The following is a 22910-nucleotide window of genomic DNA, read 5'->3' as shown; positions in this document are numbered from 1 at the left end:
TCATATTCCCAGATAGGCCGCACGGATGCGGGGGTCGGCAATCAGCGCCTCGGCGGCGCCCGAAATGGTGATGCGGCCGGTTTCCATGACATAGCCGCGGTCGGCGATCTTGAGCGCGCCAAAGGCGTTCTGCTCAACCAAAAGCACGGTGACATCCAGGGCTTTCAGGCCGCGGATCACCTCGAAAATCTGGCTGACGATGATCGGGGCGAGGCCCATCGACGGCTCGTCCAGCAACAGGCAGGAGGGCCGCCCCATCAGCGCCCGCGCCATTGCCAGCATCTGCTGCTGACCGCCCGACAGGCCCCCCGCCGCCAGATTGCGCTTTTCCTTCAGGATCGGGAACATCTGGAAGGCATCTTCCATGTCCTTCCCGACCCGGTCATCGTCAAACAAGAACGCGCCCAACCGCAGGTTTTCTTCAACCGAGAGGTTGGTGAAGATCTGCCGCCCCTCGGGCGATTGCGCAAGGCCCCGGCCAAGCCGCCGATGGGCAGGCACGGGCACCAGCGCCTCACCGCGAAAGGTGATGCTGCCGCCCGAGACCGGCTGCAGGCCCGACAGACAGCGCAACAGCGTGGTTTTCCCCGCGCCATTCGCCCCCACCACGGCGACGATTTCTCCGGCATCCACCGTCAGATCGATGCCATGCAGCACCTCAATGCGCCCATAGCGCGTGCGCAATCCCTCAACCGTGAGCATGTTCGGCCCCCAGATAGGCGGCAATGACCGCCGGATTTTGACTGACCATGGCCGGATCGCCCTCGGCGATCTTTTCGCCATGGTCGAGCACCACGATATGGTTCGATATCCGCATCACCATTTTCATGTCATGCTCGACCAGCAAGATCGCCACGCCCGAGGCGGCAACCTCGGCGATCAGATGGTCGATCTCTTCGGTCTCCACCGCGTTGCAGCCCGCCGCAGGCTCATCCAGCAGCAGAACCTTCGGGTTCAGCGCCAAGGCCCGCGCAATCTCGAGCCGCTTGAGCGAGCCATAGGACAGATTCCCGGCCTCACGCTCCGCCGCGCGCTCCAGCCCGACCCGCGAAAGCAACTGCCGTGCCCCGGCTTCGGCCGCCCGCGCCCGGCGGCGGGAGGCGGGCAGACCCAGAAGATCGGCCAGGACCGCACCGCTTTCCTGCAGATGATAGCCGGTTACCGCGTTTTCCAGCACCGTCATCGACTGAAAGATCTGCAGGTTCTGAAAAGTTCGGCTCATCCCGCGGCGGGCCAGCAGATGCGGCGCCATGCCGGTCACCTCTTCGCCGTTCAGACGCACCCGCCCCGATCCCGGCTGATACACGCCGGAAATCATGTTGAACAAGGTGGTCTTTCCCGCCCCGTTCGGCCCGATGACCGAGACGATCTCGCCCGGTTTCACCGCAAAGCTGACATCATGCACGGCCTTCAGACCGCCAAAGGCAATCCCCAGCCCCTCAATCGACAGCAGGGTTTTCGTGTCGTCACGCAGGGTCATTCGCCCTTCCCCCTCAGCTTGCGCAGGATCGAGGGCAACAGGCCCTCGCCCAGGAAGATCATCACCAGCACCATCACCAGCCCCAGCACCATCTGTTCGTATTCGGCAAAGACGGTCAGGACCTGCGGCAAGAGCGTCAGGATCGCGGCGCCGAAGATGGCCCCCAGAACCGAGCCAACGCCGCCCAGAACCGCCATGGTCACCATCTCGATCGAATGCATGAAACCGGCCACATCGGGGGTGATGAACTTGTTTTGCAGCGCCAAGAGCGAGCCCGCGACCGAGGCGTAGACCGCCGAAATCACAAAGGCCTGCAGCTTCAGCCGCGCCACATCCACGCCCACCGTGCGCGCCGCCACTTCCGATCCATGCAGCGCGCGCAGCGCCCTGCCGGTCGGGCTGGCATAGAGGTTCAGCGCCAGCCAGGCGCCCAGCAGCAGACACAAGCCGCAGAAGAAATACCAGAATTCGCCATTCGACAGGTTCAGCCCCCAGTCTTTCAACAGGCCGCGCAGGCCCAGATCCGGCACGTCGATGCCATCGGGGCCGCGCGTGAGCGCGCGCTCGTTGTTCAGCACCATCGAGACCAGAATGCCAAAACCCAGCGTCGCGACGCCGAGATAATAGCCCTTCAGCCGCAGGATCGGCCGCCCCACGAGATAGGCCAGCAGCGCGGAAATACCCGCGCCCAGAAAGACCGCCAGCCCCGGATGCAGACCCAAATGCACCGGCGCCAGCGCGCAGGCATAGGCGCCGATCCCGGAAAAGCCCGCATGGCCCAGACTGATCTGCCCGGCATAACCGGTGAGGATCACAATGCCGGTCACCGCGATGGCATTGACGAAAATCAGCGCGCCGACGCGGTAGTAATAGCCGGAAGGAAACAGCAGCGGCGACAGCAGGATCAGCGCCAGCAGCACCATCAGCGTCGCGCGTTTCGGGGTCATTTTCATCATCACACCCGGTCCGTGGATTTGCGGCCAAACAGGCCCTGTGGCATGAAAAACAACACCATCAGGATCACGACAAAGGCCGCCGCATCCTTGTATTGCGAAGAGAAATAGCCTGCGGTCAGCGCCTCGATCAGCCCGATCAGGAAACCGCCGATCAGCGCCCCTTTCGGGTTGCCCATCCCGCCCAGCATCGCCCCGGCAAAGCCTTTCAACGCAAAGCCGATGCCGACGCCATAGGAGGTGAGGGTGATCGGTGTGGCCAGCACGCCCGCCAGCGCCCCGATCCCCGCCGACAGTGCGAAGGAAAGCGTCATCACAAAATTGGTGTTGATCCCCACCAATTGCGCCGCCATCCGGTTGTTCGAGGTGGCCAGCACCGCCCGGCCCATCAGCGTACGGGTGAAGAACAGCCACAGCCCGACAAACACCGCCAGCGCGCCGCCGATCACCCAAAGGCTCTGCGGCAGGATCGTGGCACCGCCAATACGGATCGGTGCATCGCCGGAGAAGGCGGGGAAGCTGTGGATCTGTTTGTCAAAGATCAGTTGCGCCGCACCTTGGATAAAGATCGAAGCGCCGATGGTGATGATGATCAGCGACACGACCGGCGCGCCCCGCGCGGGCTCGATGGTCATCTTGTACATCGCCACCCCCAATGCTGCGGTCAGCACGATCGCCAGCAGCGCCGCAAGCGGCAGCGGCAGGCCTGCGGCATGGCCAGCCCAGGTGATCATCCCGCCCAGCATGACGAATTCGCCCTGGGCAAAATTCACCACATCAGAGGCGTTGTAGATCAGCGTGAAGCCGAGGGCGACGAGCGCGTAAACCGCGCCCACGGTCACCCCGGAAAACAGGAATTGAAGAAGTTCCGACATGGGGCCTCCGGCTCGGATGCGGGACGGGATCAGCGGCGGATCGCAGCGCCTCCCCCGCCCCGGAAGGGGGGGGGAGACCTGAAAGAAGATCAGTCGACGAGGGTCCACTTCCCGTCTTTGATCTCCAGCATGCGGAAGGCCGAGAGATCGAGGCCGAGGTGATCTTCGGCACTGAAGGTGTAGATCCCGGTGGTCCCCGCGAGGCCCGAGGTGGCCTCAATCGCGTCGCGGATGGCTTTCGGATCTTCACTGCCCGCGCGTTTCATCGCATCGGTCATGATCAGGAAGGCGTCGTTGGCATAGCCGCCGAATGTGCCGACCGGGGTGCCGGTTTTCGCCTCGAACGCCGCCTTGTAGGCAGTCACTGCGGGCTTTTGCGCGTCATCATCGGCCAGAATATCCGCAACCAGCAGCGCGGTGCCCGGCAGACGCACGCCTTCGGCCGCATCTTTGCCCGCAAGGTCGATGAACCCATCCGAGGCCACACCATGCGATTGGTAGAGCGGCACTTCGATCGCCAGTTGCTTGTAGTTGCGGGTGACAATCGACGGGCCTTGGCCAAAGCCGGGGTTCAGCACGGCCTGCACGCCGTCGGTGTTGCGGATCTTGGTCAGCTGCGCCGTCATATCGGCGTCTTTCGGATCGTAGGTCTCGTCGGCGATCACCTCGATGCCGTAATCCGCCACCACCGATTTGCACTGCGCCTGCATCGAGGCGCCAAAGCCGTCGGTGCCCGAAATCATGCCGATCTTGGTATAGCCCTGCTTTTGCATGTCCTCGAAGATTTTCTGGCAGGCCATGCGGTCGGTGTGCGGGGTTTTGAACGTGTAGGGCTTCACCGGCTGGATGATGTCGATGGCCCCGGCGAGCGAGATGAACGGCACTTCGGCATCCTCGGCCACGGCCAGGATCGACATCGACGTGCCGGTGGTGGTGCCCCCGATGATCGCCACAACCTCATCATCCTCGACCAGACGGGTCGCGAAGGTGCGCGCCTTGTTCGGGTCGCCATTGTCGTCATAGAGCACCAGCTCGATCTTTTCGCCGTTGATGCCGCCCTCTGCATTCAGCGCCTCGACCAGCATCTCGAGCGTCTTTGCTTCGGGATCACCGAGGAAAGCCGCAGGGCCCGAGGCGGAAATCGACGCCCCGAGTTTGATCTCGGCCTGCGCCGCAGTGGACAGGCCCAACGCGGCCATCAGGCCAAGCGTGGTCGTCGTGAGGGTCTTTTTCATCGTATCTCCTCCCAGAGCATATGCATTCTCCTCCTCCGGCAGAATGCGGTGTTGAAATCAGGCACGCAGTTGCCGCCGCCACATCACGCGGCGAAAGCGCGGGGCGACGAAGGCGGTATCGGTCAGGCTGGCATTGCCGGCAGGATTGCCGCCGGTGACGTGAAAATCGCTGAAGGCCGCCGATTGGTTGACAAAGATATTGCCGGTCAGATTCACCGAGAGGTTCACCCCGGCACCGGCGAAGGCCTGCACCGCGCGCAGGATCCGGGCCGCATCGGTGTCATAAATTGCGCCGGTGATCGCCCCTTTCTGCGCGGCAAGGGTGCTCGCGCGGGCGATGCCCTCCTCGGCATCCTTGGTGGCCACGAAAAAGGCCACCGGACCAAAACACTCGGCTTCAGACGCAGGATCGCCCGCCTCCAGCGCCAGCAGCAAAGGCGACGCGCTGCGCCCCGCGCCCACTGGCGCGCTGTCGCGGATCATCCGGCCGAGGCCGCGCGCCGCATCAAGCCGTTGCAGCGTCGCGGGATTGGCGATGGCGCCACAAACGCCCGCCGCCCGCGCCGGATCAGACAGGAGCACGTCAATGGCATCGGCCACCCCCTGTGCCACGGCGTCAAAGCTCTTGTGCCCCTGATCGGTCTCGATCCCACCGGCGGGCACATAGAGGTTCTGCGGCGCGGTGCACATCTGGCCGGAATAGAGCGCCAGCGAGAAGGCCAGATTGCTGCACATCCCGTCGAAATCGTCGCAGGCCGCAATCACCACGCTGTTGACCCCGGCCTCTTCGGTGAAAAGATGCGCCTGCCGGGCATGATCGCGCAGCCAATCGGCAAAGGCGTTCGAGCCGGTATAGTCGATCAGCTTCACCGCCGGATCCACGGCCAGCGCCTGCGTCACTTCGGCCCCCGGTGCATCCACCGCCAAAAGCACCGCATCGGCGGGCAGGCCCGCCTCTGCCAAAACCTCCCGCGCGACGCGCACGGTCAGCGCCAACGGCAGGATCGCGGCGGGATGCGGCTTCACGATCACCGGATTGCCGGTCGCAAGGCTCGCGAAAATGCCGGGATAGCTGTTCCATGTCGGAAAGGTATTGCAACCGATGCTCAGCGCGATGCCCGCAGGCACCAGCGTCCAATGCTTCTCGAGCACCAGTGGCGCCGCTTTGCCCTGCGGCTTTTCCCAGCGCGCGGCATCGGCGAAACGGGTCATCTCGGACCAGGCCATCGCCACGGCTTCCAGCCCACGGTCCTGCGCATGGGGTCCGCCCGCCTGAAAGGCCATGGCAAATGCCTGCCCGGTGGTATGCATTGTCGCATGGCCCATCAGAAAGCTCATCCGGTTCAGCCGGACCAGAATCTCCAGACAGATCCCGACCCGCCGCTCGGGAGCCGCCGCGGCGAGGGCCGGGGCTGCCGCTTGCGATGCGGCAACCAAGGCCGCGGGCGCGGCGGCGGGATAGTCAATGCCAAGCGGAAACCCATAGGGAGACTGCTCCTGCCCCAGCCGCCGCGATTCGGGATGACCCGGCAGATCAAAGGCCCGGCCCTGCAGCGCCGCGAATGCGGCTTCGGCCTCCGCCTTGGCGGTCTCGCCATAGACCTTGCCGCTCGGAATCTCGGAAAACGGCGTCCAGAATTCACGGCTTTGGAGGGCCGCAAGAGCAGCGCGCAGCATAGGCCCGTGACGGGTGAACAGGTCGGTCATAGCATCTCCCCCATCGGGTCTCCTCTCCCGACAGGCTTTATCATTGACCGGACGGTCGGTTTATGCAACAAGATTCTGCGAGGGCCGTCGAAAACATGACGGCAAGGGAGAAACAGATGACCCGTTCGGAAACCGTTCTGTCGGCCTTGGCCGACGGTGTGCTGACACTGACGTTGAACCGCCCCGAAAAGCTGAATTCCTTCAACGAAGAGATGCATCTGGCGCTTCGCGATGGCATCCGGCGCGCGCATGATGATGCGGCCGTGCGGGCGGTGTTGTTGACCGGCGCCGGACGCGGCTTTTGCGCGGGCCAGGATCTGGGCGACCGCGACCCGCGCAAGGGCGGCCCCGCGCCGGATCTCGGCCATACGCTGGAAACCTTCTACAATCCGACATTGCGCCTGATCCGCGCGCTGGAAAAACCGGTGATCTGCGCGGTGAACGGCGTGGCAGCCGGGGCGGGCGCCAATATCGCCTTCGCCTGCGACATCGTTCTGGCGGCACGATCGGCAAAATTCATTCAGGCGTTCTCAAAGATCGGCCTGATCCCCGACGCTGGCGGCACCTGGAGCCTGACCCGCATTCTGGGCGAGCCGCGCGCCAAAGCGCTGACCCTCACCGCCGAGCCGCTGCTGGCGGAACAGGCCGCCGACTGGGGGCTGATCTGGAAAGCCGTTGAGGATGCCGAGCTGATGGCAGAGGCCTCGGCACTGGCCATGAAACTGGCCGCCGGGCCCACGCTGGGCCTCGGGATGACCAAACGGTTGATTCAGGCCGCCACGACCAACAGCCTTGACGCGCAGCTGGACATGGAGCGCGATTGCCAGCAAACCGCAGGCCGCAGCGCCGATTATGCCGAGGGCGTCACAGCCTTCCTTGAAAAGCGCAACCCGGAGTTTCGCGGAGAATGAGCACCGAAACCCTCCGATCCGCCGCCGGGATGACGCCGCAAGAGATGGCCGAGGCTTGCGCCCGCGCCATGTGGAACAATGACAGCACCAGCCAGAGACTGGGAATGACGCTGGACCACATCGGCCCCGGCACAGCCGTCTTGTCGATGACCATCACCGAGGCCATGTCCAACGGCCACGGAAATTGTCACGGCGGCTATATCTTCACCCTCGCCGACAGCACCTTTGCCTTTGCCTGCAACAGCTATAACCAACTGGCCGTCGCGCAGCACTGCAGCGTCAGCTATCTGCTTCCGGTGCGCATCGGCGACCGGCTGACCGCCACCGCCACCGAAGTGTCGCGCCGTGGCCGCTCGGGCATTTACGACATCCGCATCACCACCCAGGACGGGGCGCATGTGGCCGAATTTCGCGGCCATTCACGCAGCGTCAAGGGCACTCATCTGCCGGACTGACCGGCACCGCCATTCCAAGGGAGGAAACCATGGAAGATCTGACCCCGCGCAAACAGGATCTCGACCCGATTGAAATCGCCTCTCGCGACGAAATCGAGGCCCTGCAATTTCACCGCATGAAGCGCTCGCTGAAACATGCGTTCGAGAATTCGCCCTTTTATCGCAAGCAGTTCATCGAACATGACGTGCATCCCGAGGATCTGAAGACCCTCCGTGACATCGTCAAATTCCCCTTCACCACCAAGCAGGATCTGCGCGACACCTATCCGTTTGGCATGTTCGCCGTGCCGCAGACCAAGCTGGCGCGCATCCATGGCTCGTCCGGCACCACCGGCAAGCCGACCGTCGTGGGCTATACCGCCTCGGATATCGACAACTGGGCAAACCTCATCGCCCGCTCGATCCGCGCCGCAGGCGGCCGGCCCGGGGACATCCTGCACAATGCCTATGGCTATGGCCTGTTTACCGGCGGCCTTGGCGCGCATTATGGCGCCGAGCGGCTGGGCTGCACCGTGGTGCCGATCTCGGGCGGGATGACCGAACGGCAGGTGACCCTGATCCACGACTTCAAGCCGCGCATCATCATGGTGACGCCGTCCTACATGCTGTCGATTCTCGATGAATTCCGCCGTCAGGGCCTTGATCCGCGCCAATCCTCGCTCAAGGTCGGCATTTTCGGCGCCGAACCCTGGACCAATGCGATGCGCGAGGAAATCGAACAGGCCTTTGACATGCACGCCGTCGACATCTACGGCCTCTCCGAGGTGATGGGCCCGGGCGTGGCACAGGAATGCGTGGAGACCAAGGACGGGCTGCACATCTGGGAAGACCATTTCTACCCCGAAATCATTGATCCGGTCACCGGCGAGGCCATGCCCGACGGTCAGATGGGCGAGCTGGTCTTTACCACGCTGACCAAAGAGGGTCTGCCGATGGTGCGCTACCGCACCCGCGATCTGACGCGGCTTTTGCCCGGCACCGCCCGCAGCATGCGCCGGATCGAGAAGATCACCGGCCGCAGCGACGACATGATCATCCTGCGCGGCGTCAATGTCTTCCCCACGCAGATCGAGGAGCAGATCCTGAAATGCAGCGGCCTCGCGCCGCATTTCCAGATCGAGCTGAACCGCAGCGGCCGGATGGACAACATGACCGTCCATGTCGAATGCACCGCAGATCATGTGGATGCCGCCGCCCGCGCCCATTCGGCCAAGGAGCTGGCACATCACATCAAATCGGTGGTGGGTGTCTCGACGCGGGTTGAGGTCAAGGATCCCAATTCCGTGGCGCGCTCGGAAGGCAAGGCCAAACGCTTGGTGGACAACCGCCCGAAAGAGTAAGGCGAGAATGGCGCTGCGGGCGTGACAGGATCGCCCGCAGCCGCTAAAGCGGCAATGGCTTCGCGTGCCAGCGCGCAGCCCCGGGGGATGCAGAGCGCGCCCCTCCAAGCAGGAAAGTGACCAGATGGCTCGGACGCGGGCACAGGATTTTGAAGAAAAGCAACGCGGCATCCTGGACAAGGCGGCCGCGGTTTTCGCCGATCAGGGCATGGAAAAAGCTTCCATGTCGCAGATCGCGGCCCATGCGCAGGTCTCAAAGGCGCTGCTTTATCACTACTATCCCAGCAAGGATGCGCTGATCTTCGCGATCATCATCACGCATCTGGAAGAGCTGGATGCGGCGGTCGAAGCCGCCGATGATGCCACCCTCGCGCCGCCGGACCGCCTGCGCCATCTGGTGGGCGCGGTGCTCGAGACCTACCGGGGCGCGGACAACCAGCACAAGGTGCAGCTGAACGCCGCGGCCGCGCTGTCGGATGCGCAGAAGGCCGAGATTCTGACGATGGAACGGGGCATCGTGCGCCGGTTTGCCACCGTGCTCGATCAGATCAATCCGGGGCTGAGCAATACCGAACGGCCACTGCTGACGCCGGTCACCATGTCCCTCTTTGGGATGATGAACTGGATGTATATGTGGTTCCGTGACGGGGGCCGGATCAGCCGCGAGGATTATGCCGATGTCGCGACCACGCTGATCCTCGAAGGGATCAAGGCCGTTCGCTGAACCGCGCCCGCTCGAGAAACAGCGGGTCATAGGCGGGGGCTTCGGCCCGGCGCCGGTCAGCCTCTGGCCGGGTCAGGGCCTGCGCCGGAGCGATTTTATCGCGCCCCTCCAGCGCCAGCCGCTGATAGATGCCGGTCCCCTGCCGCTTCCAGGCGATTTCATCCGCCGACAATGCCCGCACCACTTTGGCGGGCGAACCGACCGCCAGCATCCCCGGCGGCACCTGCAGGCCCGCCTTCACAAAGGCCATCGCGGCGATGATGCTGTTTTCGCCAATCACCGCCGCATCCATCACCACGGCATTCATCCCCACCATGGCATTGCGCCCGATATGGCAGCCGTGCAGCACGGCCCCATGCCCAATGTGGCCCTCCTCCTCGATCACCACATCCTTGCCGGGAAAGGCATGCACGACACAGGTTTCCTGCACATTGCACCCTGCCCGCAGCGCGATGCGGCCAAAATCGCCCCGCAGCACCGCGCCCGGGCCGACATAGCAGGCCGCCCCGATCAGCACATCGCCGATCACCACCGCCTCCGGATGCACATAGGCACCGGGATCGATCACCGGCACGATGCCGTCATAGCTGTAGATGCGGCCCATCGCGGCTTATCCCGCCACCGGCGGCCAGACTTTGGCCACCATTGTGAGCACATCATATTGCGCCACCACCGCCCCATGCTGGTTGGTGATCTGGCTGTCCCAGCGCACTTCGCCATGCTCGGCATTGGCGCGCGGATTGATCTCCTTGCAGGTCAGGCGCACCTGCAGGCTGTCGCCGAAATAGACCGGGGTCAGAAAGCGCAGATTGTCCACCCCGTAATTGGCGAGCACCGGGCCCGGGTTCGGCTCGACAAACAGCCCCGCCGCGAAAGAGGCAATCAGATAGCCATGCGCCACCCGGTCGTCGAAGAACGGGTTCGCCTTTGCCGCCTCGGCATCCATATGCGCGTAAAAGGTGTCGCCGGTGAACTGCGCGAAATGCTCGACATCCTCCAGCGTGACCACGCGGGTGGCCGTCACCAGCTGATCGCCGATCTGCAGCTCTGCCAAGGACTTGCGGAAGGGATGCACGCCCTGTTGCGTGTCGGCACCCTCGATCCAGCGCCCGGTCACCGCCGACAGCATCCGCGGCGCGCCCTGAACGGCGGTGCGCTGCATGTAATGCCTGACACCGCGCATGCCACCCATTTCCTCGCCGCCCCCCGCGCGGCCCGGGCCGCCGTGGACAAGCCCCGCCAGCGGCGAGCCATGCCCGGTCGAGGATTTCGCTGACAGCCGGTTGCCAATCATCACCCGGCCATGGAACGGCGCGACTCCCAGCACCACCTCTTCCACCACCCGCTTGTCATCGGTGAACACCGAGGACACCAGCGAGCCCTTGCCCATCCGCGCCAGTTCGGTCGCCTCGCCCAGATCGTCATAGGGCAGCAAGGTCGCCACCGGGCCAAAGGCCTCAACCTCATGCACCGCAGCGGCAGCAAAGGGTCGGTCCGCACAGAGCAGGACCGGGTTCAAATAGGCCCCCTTCGCCGCATCGCCGGAACGCAGCGTCACCGCATCCGGATCGCCCGCCACAATCTCGGCCACGGCCTGCAATTCGCGGATACGGTCGCGCACCTCGTTGCGCTGCTCATACGAGGCAAGGGGGCCCATCCGGGTCCCCTCCGCATCGGGAAGGCCCAGGGCGGTCTTGCCCAAACGGTCGCGCAGCGCCGCGGTCAGCGCCTCCAGTTGCGCGCGCGGCGCAATCACCCGGCGGATGGCGGTGCATTTCTGCCCGGCCTTGGACGTCATCTCACGGGCGACTTCCTTGACGAAAAGGTCGAACTCCGGCGTGCCCGCCACCGCATCGGGGCCGAGGATCGCGGCGTTCAGACTGTCCGCCTCCATCGTGAAACGCACCGAATTTGCCACAATCGCCGGATGCGATTTCAGCTTGCGCCCGGTCCAGGCCGAGCCGGTAAAGGTCACCGCATCCTGCCCGGTCACATGGTCCAGAAGATCACCGACCGAGCCGCAAATCAGTTGCAGCGCACCCTCGGGCAGAATGCCGGTCTCAATGATCCGGCGCACCACCAACTCGGTCAGATACGCGGTCTGCGAGGCGGGTTTGACCACGCAGGGAACACCCGCCAGCAGCGTCGGCGCAATCTTTTCCAACATGCCCCAGACCGGGAAATTATAGGCGTTGATGTGCACGGCCACACCCTGCAGCGGCGAATATATATGCTGGGCGCTGAAGGAGTTATCCTTGGACAACAGCTCAACATCGCCATCGGTCAGCACCCGGCTGTTGGGCAGCTCACGCCGGCCCTTTGAGGCAAAGGTCAGCATGGTGCCGATGCCCCCCTCGATATCGACCCAGCCATCCGGCCTCGTGGCGCCGGTGCGGAAGCTTTCGGCGTAGAATTCCTCTTTCATCGCCATCAGCGCGAGGCCCAGCGCCTTCAGCATCCCGGCACGGTCGTGGAAGGACATCGCCCGCAACTTCGGCCCGGCCGCGCGGCGGCCATGCTCCAGCACTGCCGCAAAATCAAGGCCGGAGGAATCGACATAGGCCACCGGATCACCCGTCGCCGCATCCAGCAGTGCCGGACCTTCCTTGGCGCCAAGCGTCCAGCTGCCGCAGACATAGCTTTCAAGACGGCGCGGGGGGCGGGCCGGAGCGTTCATGGGGTATCCTTTGTCTCTGGTGCGGCGTTGGCGGGCCTTGCGGCCCGGAACGGCCGTGTCAAAGGCCGAGTGTGGCCAGTTTTTCCGTCGCCAGCCGGTCCCAACGGGCGGCCAGCACTTCATTTTGATCATGGCGCAGGCCAAACCTGCGCAGGGTTTCATAGCGGGCCGAGCCTGCAATACCGAACCCCGCCGCCACGCGGGGCCGCCAATAGGCGACTGCCGCCTCTGCCTCGGCCCGGCCGGTGTCGGAGGCGACAATCCGCACCAGCCCGTTCAGGCCAAGCTCCGCGTGGCGCGCCTCGCGCGGGGCAATCTCGCGGAACACCTCGGCCAGCGGCCCATAGGAAAGCCGGGTCAGTTCGGTCATCTGCACACCGGTCGCCAGCCCTTGCAGGACGTTCATCACCACCGCATCGGTCCAGCCAAGGATCGGATAGTGAAAGACGGAAAGCCGCATGTCGCCGCCCGTCCGCACCGCGCCCAAGTCATCATCCCGGGCGACACGGGCCGCCCAGTCATGCTGCGCCTCATAGCGGGTGGCATCGGTGCCAAACCCGGTCATCACCGCCAGAACGCGTTCGGCATGGTCGGCCTTTTCCAGCGTGATCCGGCTGGCGGCAATCCGCGCCCGGATCCCCGGCGCCGCATTGATCGCCGAGGCAAAGCCCGCCGAGGCCGCCAGTTCGCTGTCCACGAATGATGACATCAGCCGCAGCAATTCGCCCCGATAACGGGGCGGAACATTCTCCGGCGCGCTCAGCACACCGCCCTGCGCCAGATAATCCTCGATGTTCATCGTCTCGGCCATCTTTTCCCCCTCACTCGTCATAGGTGACCACGACGCGCGCACTGACCGGTGTTGCCTGACACGACAGCACATAGCCCGCGCGCACCTCGTAATCCTCCAGCGCATGGTTCACCGCCATCTCCACCTCGCCCTCCAGCACCTTGCAGCGGCAGGTGGAGCAGACCCCCGCCTTGCAGGCATAGGGCGCGTCAAGCTTGGCCTCGATCGCCGCCTCCAGGATCGTCTGGCCACTGGGGGCCATGGTGAAATTGCGCGTGGCGCCATCCAGCGTCACCGTCGCCGCCACCCCGGTGCCGGGAGCAATGGCGGTTTTCGACACCGCCTTGGTCTTTGCCCGCCCCGGCTGACCCGAGGCGAAAAGCTCAAACTTGATCTGATCGTCGCGCAGCCCATGCGCGCGCAGGCTGCCCGCAATGGCCAGCATCATCGGCTCCGGCCCGCAGATGAAAGCGGTGTCCACCGTCTTGGCATCCAGCCAATGGCTGAACAAGGCGGTCATCTTTTCTGCATCAATCCGGCCGGTGAACAGGTCAATCTCCTGCCCCTCCTGCTCGAGCACATGGATCACCGAGAAGCGGCCCAGATGGCTGTTCTTCAGATCCTCCAGATCCTCGCGGAACATGATGCTGTTGATCTGGCGGTTGGCATAGACCAGCGTGAATTCCGATTTCGGCTCGCGTGCCAGCACGGTCTTGATGATCGACAACAGCGGAGTGATCCCCGAACCGCCGGCAAAGCCCAGATAATGTTTCACCGCCGCCGGATCGAGCGCGGTATGGAATTTGCCCATCGGCGGCATCGCCTCGATCTCATCGCCCGGTGCCAGATTTTCATTGGCCCAGGTGCTGAAGGCACCGCCATCCACCCGCTTGATGCCGATCTGCAGGCGGCCCTCGTCCTTGCCCGCGCAGATTGAATAGCTGCGGCGCAGTTCAGCGCCGTCAAAGTCGCGGCGGAAGGTCAGATACTGGCCCTGAGTAAAGTCAAACAGCGCCTTGTCCTCGTCGCGTGGCGTCAGGGTGACGACCACGGCATCGCGGGTTTCGCGGCGGACTTCGGTGACTTTCAGCGGGTGAAAACGTGCCATAGCGGGGGGTGTCCTATGCGGGGCGCATCCTCAGATGCACTTGAAATAATCAAAGGGTTCCAGACAATCCGTGCAGCGGTAGCTGGCCTTGCAGGGGGTCGAGCCGAACTGGCTGATCTTTTCGGTCTGCGCCGAGCCGCAGCGCGGACAGGCGATCACCAGGTTTGACGTGCCCGCCAGCCGCGAGATGCGCCCCACCAGCCGCCCATCCGCGGCGGTGCCGTCGATCGGCGGGGCAATTCCATACTGACGCAGCTTCTCGCGGCCCTCCTCGGTCAGCCAATCCGTGGTCCAGGGCGGCGACAGCCGACGTTCCAGCCGCAGCTTCTCGATGCCGCGCGCCCGCAGCGCCGTCCCGATGTCCAGATTGATGATGCTGGTCGCGGGGCAGCCCGAATAGGTGGGCGTGACGGTCACCACCAGCACATCCGCCTCCCAGGCAACATCGCGGATGATGCCCAGATCGGTCAGGCTGATCACCGGAATTTCCGGGTCCGGCACCTGCGACAACCAGTGCCAGACCTCTGATACCTCGGGATGGGGCGCCTGTGTCATCGCGCTTACCAGGTTGCCCCGGGATAGGCGCGCTGCAGGAATTGCATCTCGGCCAGGATAAAGCCCAGATATTCCGTGTGCACGCCCCGTTTGCCGCCCTTGTGCTGATAGGTCTCACCGGGATGCACCAACGTCGCTTCGGTCAGCACCGCGCGCAAGGTGGCATCCCAATCGGCCTTCAGGCTGCCCGGCAAAGGCGCAATGCCTGCTGCGGCCAGCGCCTGATCCACGGCATCTTCCGCGAACAACTCGCCCGTGTAGGGAAAGAGCAGATCCAACGCCTTTTGCATCCGGTCATGGCTTTCCGCCGAGCCGTCGCCCAGCCGGATCACCAGATCCGCCGAGCGTTCCAGATGATAGGCCACTTCCTTTTCCGCCTTGGCGGCGATCTCGGCCACCCGCGGATCGGCCGAGGTCTTCAGCGCCCGCATCAGCTCGATATGCCAGGCATCAAACAGGAATTGCCGCATCAGGGTCTGCGCGAAATCCACATTCGGCCGCTCGACCAAGAGCACATTGCGAAAGGCGCCTGCGTCGCGCAGATAGGCCATCGCATCGGCATTGCGTCCCTGCCCCTCAACCTCGGCGGCAAGGCCCAGCCACAGCTGGCACTGGCCAATAAGATCCAGCGCCTGATTGGCCAGTGCGATGTCTTCCTCCAGCGCCGGGCCATGCCCGCACCATTCCGACACCCGATGCCCCAGGATCAGCACATTGTCGCCAACCCGCTGCAGCCAGTCGACAAAGGCGGCCCGATCGACCGTTTCCACCGCGCTGCCCATCACATATGCCCGATTTCTTCGGGAATATCGAAGAAGGTCGGATGCCGGTAGACCTTGCTGTTCGACGGCTCGAACAGCGGGCCTTTATCCGAGGGCGACGAGGCGGTGATCGCATTCGACGGCACCGCCCAGATCGACACGCCTTCATTGCGGCGGGTATAGACGTCACGCGCGTTGCAGATCGCCATTTCGGCATCCGGCGCATGCAGGCTGCCGACGTGGCGGTGGTTCAGGCCATGCTGGCCGCGGATAAAGATTTCCCACAGGGGCCATTCGCTGGACATGTCTTGCTTCCTCCCGAAGCTGGATGCGCTGCGCGGGCACCTGCCCGCGCGAAATTCAGGGATCACTCGGCGGCAATGGCAGAGCGTTTGCGGGCCGCGGCCTTCTCAGCATGCGCCATCAACCCGTCGCGGTACCAGGCGCCGTCTTCCCAGGCCTTGACCCGGGCGCCCAGACGCTCGGCATTGCAGGGGCCATTCCCGGCGATCACCGCGAAGAACTCGGTCCAATCGGGCTCGGAGAAGTCGTAGCCGCCCTTTTCCTCATTCCAGACCAGATTTTCATCCGGCACGGTCAGGCCCAGATATTTGGCCTGCGGCACGGTCTGATCCACGAACTTCTGCCGCAGTTCATCATTGGTGTTCATCTTGATCTTCCAGGCCATCGACTGCGCGCTGTGCACCGAGTCCTTGTCAGACGGCCCGAACATCATCAGCGAGGGATACCAAAAGCGGTTCAGCGCATCCTGCGCCATCGCCTTTTGCTCGGGGCTGCCCGCGCACATCTTCATCATGATGTCGTAGCCCTGCCGCTGGTGGAAACTTTCCTCCTTGCAGATCCGGATCATCGCCCGACTGTAGGGACCATATGAGGTCCGCTGCAGCGGCACTTGATTCATGATCGCCGCTCCATCCACCAGCCAGCCCACCGCGCCCATATCGGCCCAGGTCAGCGTCGGGTAGTTGAAGATCGAGGAGTATTTCATCTTGCCGGCGTGCAACTGCGCCAACAGCTGATCGCGGGAAATCCCCAGCGTTTCAGCGGCAGAATAAAGGTAGAGGCCATGCCCCGCCTCGTCCTGCACCTTGGCCAGCAAGATCGCCTTGCGCTCCAGCGTCGGCGCGCGGGTGATCCAGTTGCCCTCGGGCAATTGCCCCACAATCTCGGAATGTGCGTGCTGACCGATCTGCCGGATCAGCGTCTTGCGATACCCCTCCGGCATCCATTCCTTCGGCTCAATCTTCTCGCCGCGGTCAATCCGGTCCTGAAACGCCGCCTCTTCGGGGGTCATTTCCGCGCGGGCCTTCGCCCCTTCAGACGTCACAAGTTGTGCATACATGGCTGATCTCCCTCAGACGCGTTCCAGAATAAGCGCGATGCCCTGCCCCACACCCACGCACATCGTGCACAATGCATAGCGGCCCCCGGTCCGGTGCAGCTGATACATCGCGGTCATCACCAGCCGGGCGCCCGACATGCCCAGCGGATGGCCAATGGCAATCGCACCCCCGTTGGGGTTCACCTGCGGCGCATCATCGGCAAGCCCCAATGCGCGCAACACAGCCAGACCCTGAGCGGCGAAAGCCTCATTCAATTCAATCACATCCATCTGATCGAGCGAGAGCCCGGCCTTGGCCAGAACCCGCCGCACTGCAGGCACGGGGCCAATGCCCATCACCCGCGGCTCAACCCCGGCCGCCGCCATCGCGACGATCCGCGCCTTCGGCGTCAGCCCCTGCGCCCGCGCCGCCTCCCCCGACAGGATCGCCAGCGCCGCCGCCCCGTCATTGACGCCGCTGGCATTGCCCGCGGTCACCGTCAGATCCGGGCCATTCACCCCCCGCAACCGCGCCAATTGCTCGGCCGTGGTACCCGGGCGCGGATGTTCATCCACCGAGATCACCAGCGGATCGCCCTTTTTCTGCGCGAGGGTCACCGGGACGATCTCATCGGCGAAAATACCCGCCGCCTGCGCCGCCGCCCACCGCGCCTGACTGCGCGCCGCGAACGCATCCTGATCGGCGCGACTGATCCCGTAATCCTCGGCGACATTGTCGGCGGTTTCCGGCATGGAATGCGTGCCAAACGCCGCTTTCAGCGCCGGGTTGGGAAAACGCCAGCCGATGGTGGTGTCATAAACCGCCGTGCTCCGGGAAAAGGCGGTTTCCGCCTTGGGCATCACGAAAGGCGCGCGCGTCATGCTTTCAACGCCACCCGCAATGACAAACTCGCAATCGCCCGCGCGGATCGCCCGCGCCGCCATCCCCACCGCATCCATCCCCGAGCCGCAGAGCCGGTTGACCGTCGTGCCCGGCACAGTGACCGGCATGCCCGCCAACAAGGCAGCCATCCGCGCGACGTTGCGGTTGTCTTCGCCCGCCTGATTGGCGCAGCCGTAGATCAGATCCTCAACCGCCGACCAATCAACCCCGGGGTTGCGCGCCATCAGCGCCTTCAACGGCAGCGCCGCCAGATCATCGGCGCGCACCGTAGCCAATGCGCCGCCATAACGCCCGACCGGTGTCCGGACCGCATCGCAGATGAATGCTTCACGCATCGCTTGCCTCCCAAAAGGTGAAAGACCGACGATTCTCCCAATTCGCCGACCGATTGGTCAGGGTATAGCATCAAAACATTACATCAAAAAGTGAAAACTTTGCATTGATGTAATGTTTAAGCGGCTGCGGAGAAACCGGCCGCCGCAGGCCGCCGTCAGGACCAACTGGCCCGACGCATCTGATCCTGAGGTGTTTGGGCGGCCAACAATCCGTCCCGCCCCTCCAGCGTCAGCCCGAGTTGCGTTTCCGCCAAGGGTGTCAGCGCGGCATAGACCTTGCGAAACAATGCCCGCGCGGCCGTGCCCTGCCAGTCTGCGGGCAACGCAGCCGTCGGCAAACAGGGATCGCGCAGCACCGCACTTCGGTAGGCCTGCACCAGCAGCAAGCGGGCGATCAATGCGTCACTCGCCGACAGCACCTGTCCCGCCAGGCTAGCGCGCTCAAGCGGCGCAAACCGGGCGATCATCGCGGCATAGCGATCCTGCAGCGGCCCCAGATCCCAATACTGAGAGACAATGTCCGGCGCAGCGGCATCCACCACCTCTGCCGCAAAGCTGATCACGCCGGGCAAAGGCGTCTGGCCGCGGCTTGACGTGATCCAGATGTCACCCCCCATCCGCGCCATGTGATGACGCCGGGCACTTTCATCGGCCAGCCCCGGCACCTGCTGGATCAGCCAGCCCTGCGGCTCCGGCAGGGTCTCGTACAACAGACGTGCTGCCTCGGCGAATTCGGCGCGCGCAGCGGCGGCCAGCCGGTAATAGCTGCGCCGCCCATTGCGCTCACCCTGCAGCCGTCCGGCGGCGACAAGGCGCGAGGTTGCGGTGCGCACCAGATTTTCGCTGATCCCGACCCGGGCGCAGATGTCAATCAGACTGCCCATCCAGAGAACTTCCCCCCGGGGCACAACCAGGTCACCATAAATCGTGATGATGAATGAGGCCGCCGTCAGCGGCAGACCATCGGTCAGGGTTTCAATCGTGCTGCTGACAATCATGGGCGCGGGCCTGTCCTTGAACGCCCCTCGGGGCTAGGCGAGCGGCACCCTCTTGTCAAACCGATCCTGCCGCCACCGCACGATCCAAGCGCGCCGGTGCACCCGCGCGCCGCAGGCTGACGCCGGCCTCTGCGCGGCCCACCCCGCGCCCCGATGGACCCCGGCGCGCCCGCGCGGGGGCCGGGGACTGGGGAGATGTCGGGGCCGGGGTCGGATGCCGCCCCACGCAACCGCTGCGGGGCGGGCGGGCGCGGGCGATCACCCTTTGGAAAGGCAGCTTTCCAACTCGGTCAGCGCGTAGAACATGCTGCCCGCCGCAACCGGCTTGCACCCTGCGTGAAACGGCACTTCGCGCTCGTTGTAGAGCATCCGCACCAGATAGCCGGAGGCGTCATTGCTGAACACATCCCATTGCACATTGGCCGCCATCGGCGTGACGAGCGCCCCGCGCCAGGGGTTGCTGGCATGGCTGTAGGGCACGGCATCGCTGGCCTGCACGGCACTGCCCGGTGCCTTGATCAACGCCGCAAAGGGCATGATCTCTTCGGCATGCGCGAACCGGAAAGTGGCAGCCGCCTGGCTTTTCCCGTCGATCCGCGCCTCGATCCGGTCAAAGAAATCCTGCAGCAACGGCGCGGCCATCCCATAGGTGATGTCACTGCCCGCAAAGCCCGGCCCCTTTTCATAGAACTGCTCGCCATCCGAGAATTCGGCCATGACCTCGGCATCGGCGGGCGGCACGAAGGCGCTCAGATCCCAGTTCTCTTCCGGCACGCCGGGGGCGATGATGTAGAGGTTGTAGAGCGAATCCGCCGCCGATGAGATGTCGTCAAGCTTGGCTTTGCCCTTGCCGTGATCGACGAAACTGATGGCACCCGACTGCAGCTTGTCGACGAAAGCCGGGGTGTAGATCCGCTCCAGCATGTCACGCCCGGCCGCCGCCACATCGGGGCGCTCGGCCAAGGCCTCCAGCGTCGCTTTCAGATGCGGATCGTCGTCGACATAGGCGTTGTAGGCCACATCCGTGTCGTGGAAATACAGCGTGCGCGGGTCAACGACCATCTCGCCGATCAGCGGTTTCAGTGCCGGATCAGCCTCGACAAGCCCGGCCACAAAGCTCTGACTGCTGTCGACGGCCCGGTCCTTGCCCGAGGACAGGATGTCGATCGGGCGGTTCTCGGCCTCGGCCGCATCGAAGAGCGGCTTCATCCGCCGGGCGGTGCGTTTCGCAATCTCGACATGCTCTTGCGCACCGAGCGTGCTGAGATTTCCGTAACCGGCCTTCTGGTGATACGTGATGATCTTTTCCAGCAAGGGCCCAAAGGCCTCGCCTGCCGGTGTCAGCGCACCCTCGGCCTTGGCCATTTCCCACAGCTGCAGCGACAGATCGTCATATTTCGCGCTGCTGAGAAGGCGTGATCCGTGGCGGGCGACATGCTCGATCATGAAGGGCGCATAGCCGGCCGGCGGCGCGCTGTAGCTTGTGTCCGCGGGCGGAATATAGGGATGCTTGCTGGACAGCGGCGCATAGGCGATCTCCTCGGCCTGCGCGGCAGTCCCTGCCATCAGCAAAATCATCAGCGGCAGCCCAAGGCGGCGCCCGGGGCTTTGGATTTCAACAGACATGGTCTTCCTCTCCTATTGCCGTCCCGCCAACCCGTCGGGGCAGGCGGCCTCCCGGCTTCTCGTCATGCTTCAGTCTTGGAATCGAGACATATTGCACAGGAATGCAACGCAGATTATCGCAGAGTCGTGTAAAGTATTTATGTAATGTCGATATATAGGCGTAGTGAGTCAATGAAATTTTACTGGCGTTGATTTTCTTCATATAAATGTTGCACAGCAGTGCATAAGCGCTCGCCCGAAAGGTCCCGTGGCACAGATTCGCCCCACAACCGGCACATCAGACGGCGATCACAGAAAGCGATGCGCGCAATGCAGCGGCCGCCGGACTGACGCCAAAGCTGGCGCGGCGGTGCCTTGTCGCCGCATCAATAGCCCAGCCGCTCCGGAAGCCATGTCACCACGCCGGGCACCAGCATGCACAGAAGCAATACCCCATACATCGCGGCGATGAACGGCCAGCTTTCGCGTACCAAAGTGCCCATCTTGACGCCGGTGATGCCGCAGACGACGAAGAGTACCACCCCCACGGGGGGCGTCAGCATCCCGATCACCAGATTGAGCACGAAGAGAAAGCCGAAATGCAGGGGATCCAGGCCATATTGCAGGGCGATGGGGTGAAACAGCGGCACCAACATGATGTAGGCGGCATTTGATTCAAGGAACATGCCCACAATCAGCAGCATGACCGCCACCAGACAGAGAAAGGTGAATGGATCATCCGTGACGCCCTGCAGCAGCGCCGCCAGCTTCATCGGCAGCATGTCGATGGTGAACAAAAAGGTGACGGTCGAGGCAAAGGCGATCATCGCCCCCACCAGCGCCGAAGTCTTGGCCGCGGTCAGCAGCACTTCGGGCAGATGATGGAGTCTCAGCTGGCGGGTCACGCAAAAGCCGAGGAAAAGCGCATAGAGAACGCCGATGGCCGCGCCCTCGGTCGGGGTGAAGGCGCCCGCCACAATGCCGCCGATGACCACGACGGGCATCAGGAACACGACAAAGGAGCGGCGGATTTCGCGCAGGATGTTGCGCAGCGTCACCGGTGTGCCCGTCAGGGGGTAGTCGCGCTTCCAGGCGATGCACCAGCACAGCGCCATGAAGGCCCCGAACAGGATCAGCCCGGGGATCACGCCCGCCATGAACAAGCCGCCGACCGAGACCGATGACCCCGCCATGAAGGCATAAACGATCATCGCGCCGGAGGGGGGAATGATCGGGCCAAGGTTTGCCGCAGCCGCAACAATGCCGGTGGAGAAGCCCAGCCCGTATTGCTTTTTCAACGAGGGAACCAGCGTCGAGGACAGCGCCGATGCATCGGCCACAGCAGCCCCCGACACCGAGGCGAGGCCCGCCCCCGAGATGATCGCCACCTGAGCAAGGCCGCCGCGCATCCGGCCGATAAAGGCATTTGCGAAATCAATGAGGCGGTCCATGATCCCGCCCTTCAGCATCAGCTCGCCCGCCACCATGAACAGCGGGATCGACATCAGCGGAAAGGAATTGACCGCATTCATCAGCCGGGGCGGCAGCACCAGCAGGTCAAACCCCGCCAACCACAGCCCCGCCAGCGCCGAGACCCCGAGCGAAAACGCCAGCGGCATCCCGAGGAAAGCCAGCACGAGAAAGGCAATGATGACAAACAGGCTCATGCCAGCGACTCCGGTTGTGGCGGGAACAGCGCCATCCGGGACAGATGCAGCGCGGAATGCAGCGCCCCCAGAATGACGGGAAAGAAAAACACGCTTGAGGTCAGGTTGATGGCGCCCAGCCGCTCCGACCAGGTGGCCAGTGCGACGACAACCGAGGTCCAGAAGATCACCAGCATCATTGCCGCGGCGAGGGCGCTCATCACGCGCGACACCATCATCCGCAGTGCCGGAGGAAACCGGTTGACCAAGAGCTCAATGCCCACATGCGTGCCATCGCGGATGCCCATCGGAACGGCCAGAAAGATGGTCCAGACAAAGGCGATGCGCGATGCCTCATCTGCCCAGTCGAACGAGCCGTTGAAGACATAGCGCATGATGACCTGCCCGGACACGATGGCGACCATCGCCGCCGCGCCCAGGATCACGAGGAAACGCGCGCCGGTATCGGCACGCGCAAGGATTGTGGTCAGCAGACGGTCCGCGCTCAT

Annotated in this window: 23 protein-coding genes; 4 read left to right on the top strand and 19 right to left on the bottom strand. The window is 64.0% G+C overall.

Annotated features, from left to right (window positions below; translation table 11 throughout):
- From ACEN2S_RS08730 to paaN, 6 genes are all read right to left on the bottom strand, one after another.
- Window positions 1-702 (bottom strand): ABC transporter ATP-binding protein, encoded by a 702-nt coding sequence (locus tag ACEN2S_RS08730; RefSeq protein ID WP_441865068.1) that lies wholly within the window; start codon window positions 700-702, stop codon window positions 1-3.
- A complete protein-coding gene (locus ACEN2S_RS08725) occupies window positions 689-1480 on the bottom strand; it encodes an ABC transporter ATP-binding protein (protein ID WP_441865065.1) in 792 nt (263 codons plus the stop codon). Before ACEN2S_RS08725 ends, ACEN2S_RS08730 begins: the two co-directional genes overlap by 14 nt.
- Window positions 1477-2436: a branched-chain amino acid ABC transporter permease gene (locus ACEN2S_RS08720; protein WP_441865062.1), complete on the bottom strand. Its 960-nt coding sequence runs from the start codon at window positions 2434-2436 to the stop codon at window positions 1477-1479. Before ACEN2S_RS08720 ends, ACEN2S_RS08725 begins: the two co-directional genes overlap by 4 nt.
- Window positions 2436-3308: a branched-chain amino acid ABC transporter permease gene (locus tag ACEN2S_RS08715; protein ID WP_441865059.1), complete on the bottom strand. Its 873-nt coding sequence runs from the start codon at window positions 3306-3308 to the stop codon at window positions 2436-2438. Before ACEN2S_RS08715 ends, ACEN2S_RS08720 begins: the two co-directional genes overlap by 1 nt.
- 89 nt (window positions 3309-3397) lie before the next feature.
- Window positions 3398-4543, bottom strand: a complete 1146-nt coding sequence (locus ACEN2S_RS08710; RefSeq protein ID WP_441865056.1) for an ABC transporter substrate-binding protein — start codon at window positions 4541-4543, stop codon at window positions 3398-3400.
- A gap of 57 nt (window positions 4544-4600) precedes the next feature.
- A complete protein-coding gene (gene paaN, locus ACEN2S_RS08705; RefSeq protein ID WP_441865053.1) occupies window positions 4601-6250 on the bottom strand; it encodes a phenylacetic acid degradation protein PaaN in 1650 nt (549 codons plus the stop codon).
- 116 nt (window positions 6251-6366) lie between these two features.
- On the opposite strand from paaN, the gene paaG reads away from it, so the two are divergent.
- The 4 genes from paaG (at window position 6367) to ACEN2S_RS08685 (ending at window position 9680) form a co-directional block, all read left to right on the top strand.
- Entirely contained in the window at window positions 6367-7161 is a 795-nt protein-coding gene (paaG, locus tag ACEN2S_RS08700; RefSeq protein ID WP_441865051.1) for a 2-(1,2-epoxy-1,2-dihydrophenyl)acetyl-CoA isomerase PaaG, read from the top strand.
- A gap of 29 nt (window positions 7162-7190) precedes the next feature.
- On the top strand, window positions 7191-7616 hold the full coding sequence (gene paaI, locus ACEN2S_RS08695) for a hydroxyphenylacetyl-CoA thioesterase PaaI (RefSeq protein ID WP_441865503.1): 426 nt from the start codon (window positions 7191-7193) through the stop codon (window positions 7614-7616).
- A 29-nt stretch (window positions 7617-7645) separates the two neighbouring features.
- Window positions 7646-8956: a phenylacetate--CoA ligase PaaK gene (gene paaK, locus ACEN2S_RS08690; RefSeq protein WP_441865048.1), complete on the top strand. Its 1311-nt coding sequence runs from the start codon at window positions 7646-7648 to the stop codon at window positions 8954-8956.
- 124 nt (window positions 8957-9080) lie between these two features.
- A complete protein-coding gene (locus ACEN2S_RS08685; protein WP_441865045.1) occupies window positions 9081-9680 on the top strand; it encodes a TetR/AcrR family transcriptional regulator in 600 nt (199 codons plus the stop codon).
- Here ACEN2S_RS08685 and ACEN2S_RS08680 read toward each other — a convergent pair.
- From ACEN2S_RS08680 to ACEN2S_RS08620, 13 genes are all read right to left on the bottom strand, one after another.
- Complete coding sequence (locus ACEN2S_RS08680) at window positions 9664-10284, bottom strand: acyltransferase (RefSeq protein ID WP_441865043.1); 621 nt, start codon at window positions 10282-10284, stop codon at window positions 9664-9666. The genes ACEN2S_RS08685 and ACEN2S_RS08680 overlap by 17 nt on opposite strands.
- A gap of 6 nt (window positions 10285-10290) precedes the next feature.
- Window positions 10291-12357: a phenylacetic acid degradation bifunctional protein PaaZ gene (gene paaZ, locus ACEN2S_RS08675; protein WP_441865040.1), complete on the bottom strand. Its 2067-nt coding sequence runs from the start codon at window positions 12355-12357 to the stop codon at window positions 10291-10293.
- Window positions 12358-12415: 58 nt separating this feature from the next.
- The gene (locus ACEN2S_RS08670) at window positions 12416-13168 is read right to left on the bottom strand and encodes a Phenylacetic acid catabolic protein (protein ID WP_441865038.1); all 753 of its coding nucleotides are present in this window, start codon (window positions 13166-13168) and stop codon (window positions 12416-12418) included.
- A gap of 10 nt (window positions 13169-13178) precedes the next feature.
- Complete coding sequence (gene paaE / locus ACEN2S_RS08665) at window positions 13179-14255, bottom strand: 1,2-phenylacetyl-CoA epoxidase subunit PaaE (protein WP_441865036.1); 1077 nt, start codon at window positions 14253-14255, stop codon at window positions 13179-13181.
- Between the two features lie 30 nt (window positions 14256-14285).
- On the bottom strand, window positions 14286-14810 hold the full coding sequence (gene paaD / locus ACEN2S_RS08660; protein WP_441865034.1) for a 1,2-phenylacetyl-CoA epoxidase subunit PaaD: 525 nt from the start codon (window positions 14808-14810) through the stop codon (window positions 14286-14288).
- 5 nt (window positions 14811-14815) lie between these two features.
- On the bottom strand, window positions 14816-15592 hold the full coding sequence (gene paaC, locus ACEN2S_RS08655; RefSeq protein ID WP_441865032.1) for a 1,2-phenylacetyl-CoA epoxidase subunit PaaC: 777 nt from the start codon (window positions 15590-15592) through the stop codon (window positions 14816-14818).
- A complete protein-coding gene (gene paaB, locus ACEN2S_RS08650) occupies window positions 15592-15876 on the bottom strand; it encodes a 1,2-phenylacetyl-CoA epoxidase subunit PaaB (protein WP_441865030.1) in 285 nt (94 codons plus the stop codon). The genes paaC and paaB overlap by 1 nt, the downstream gene beginning before the upstream one ends.
- A gap of 62 nt (window positions 15877-15938) precedes the next feature.
- Entirely contained in the window at window positions 15939-16934 is a 996-nt protein-coding gene (paaA, locus tag ACEN2S_RS08645; RefSeq protein ID WP_441865028.1) for a 1,2-phenylacetyl-CoA epoxidase subunit PaaA, read from the bottom strand.
- 12 nt (window positions 16935-16946) lie between these two features.
- Window positions 16947-18152, bottom strand: a complete 1206-nt coding sequence (gene pcaF, locus ACEN2S_RS08640) for a 3-oxoadipyl-CoA thiolase (protein WP_441865026.1) — start codon at window positions 18150-18152, stop codon at window positions 16947-16949.
- Between the two features lie 155 nt (window positions 18153-18307).
- Complete coding sequence (locus tag ACEN2S_RS08635; protein WP_441865024.1) at window positions 18308-19150, bottom strand: PaaX family transcriptional regulator C-terminal domain-containing protein; 843 nt, start codon at window positions 19148-19150, stop codon at window positions 18308-18310.
- Window positions 19151-19408: 258 nt separating this feature from the next.
- Window positions 19409-20776 (bottom strand): histidine-type phosphatase, encoded by a 1368-nt coding sequence (locus tag ACEN2S_RS08630; RefSeq protein ID WP_441865022.1) that lies wholly within the window; start codon window positions 20774-20776, stop codon window positions 19409-19411.
- A 365-nt stretch (window positions 20777-21141) separates the two neighbouring features.
- Entirely contained in the window at window positions 21142-22422 is a 1281-nt protein-coding gene (locus ACEN2S_RS08625; RefSeq protein ID WP_441865020.1) for a TRAP transporter large permease, read from the bottom strand.
- Window positions 22419-22910, bottom strand: a complete 492-nt coding sequence (locus ACEN2S_RS08620) for a TRAP transporter small permease (protein ID WP_441865018.1) — start codon at window positions 22908-22910, stop codon at window positions 22419-22421. The genes ACEN2S_RS08625 and ACEN2S_RS08620 overlap by 4 nt, the downstream gene beginning before the upstream one ends.

Origin of the sequence: Phaeovulum sp. W22_SRMD_FR3 (assembly GCF_052113705.1) — a bacterium.
Classification (GTDB): domain Bacteria; phylum Pseudomonadota; class Alphaproteobacteria; order Rhodobacterales; family Rhodobacteraceae; genus JBGQOG01.
This window is presented reverse-complemented; position numbering and strand designations above follow the sequence as displayed.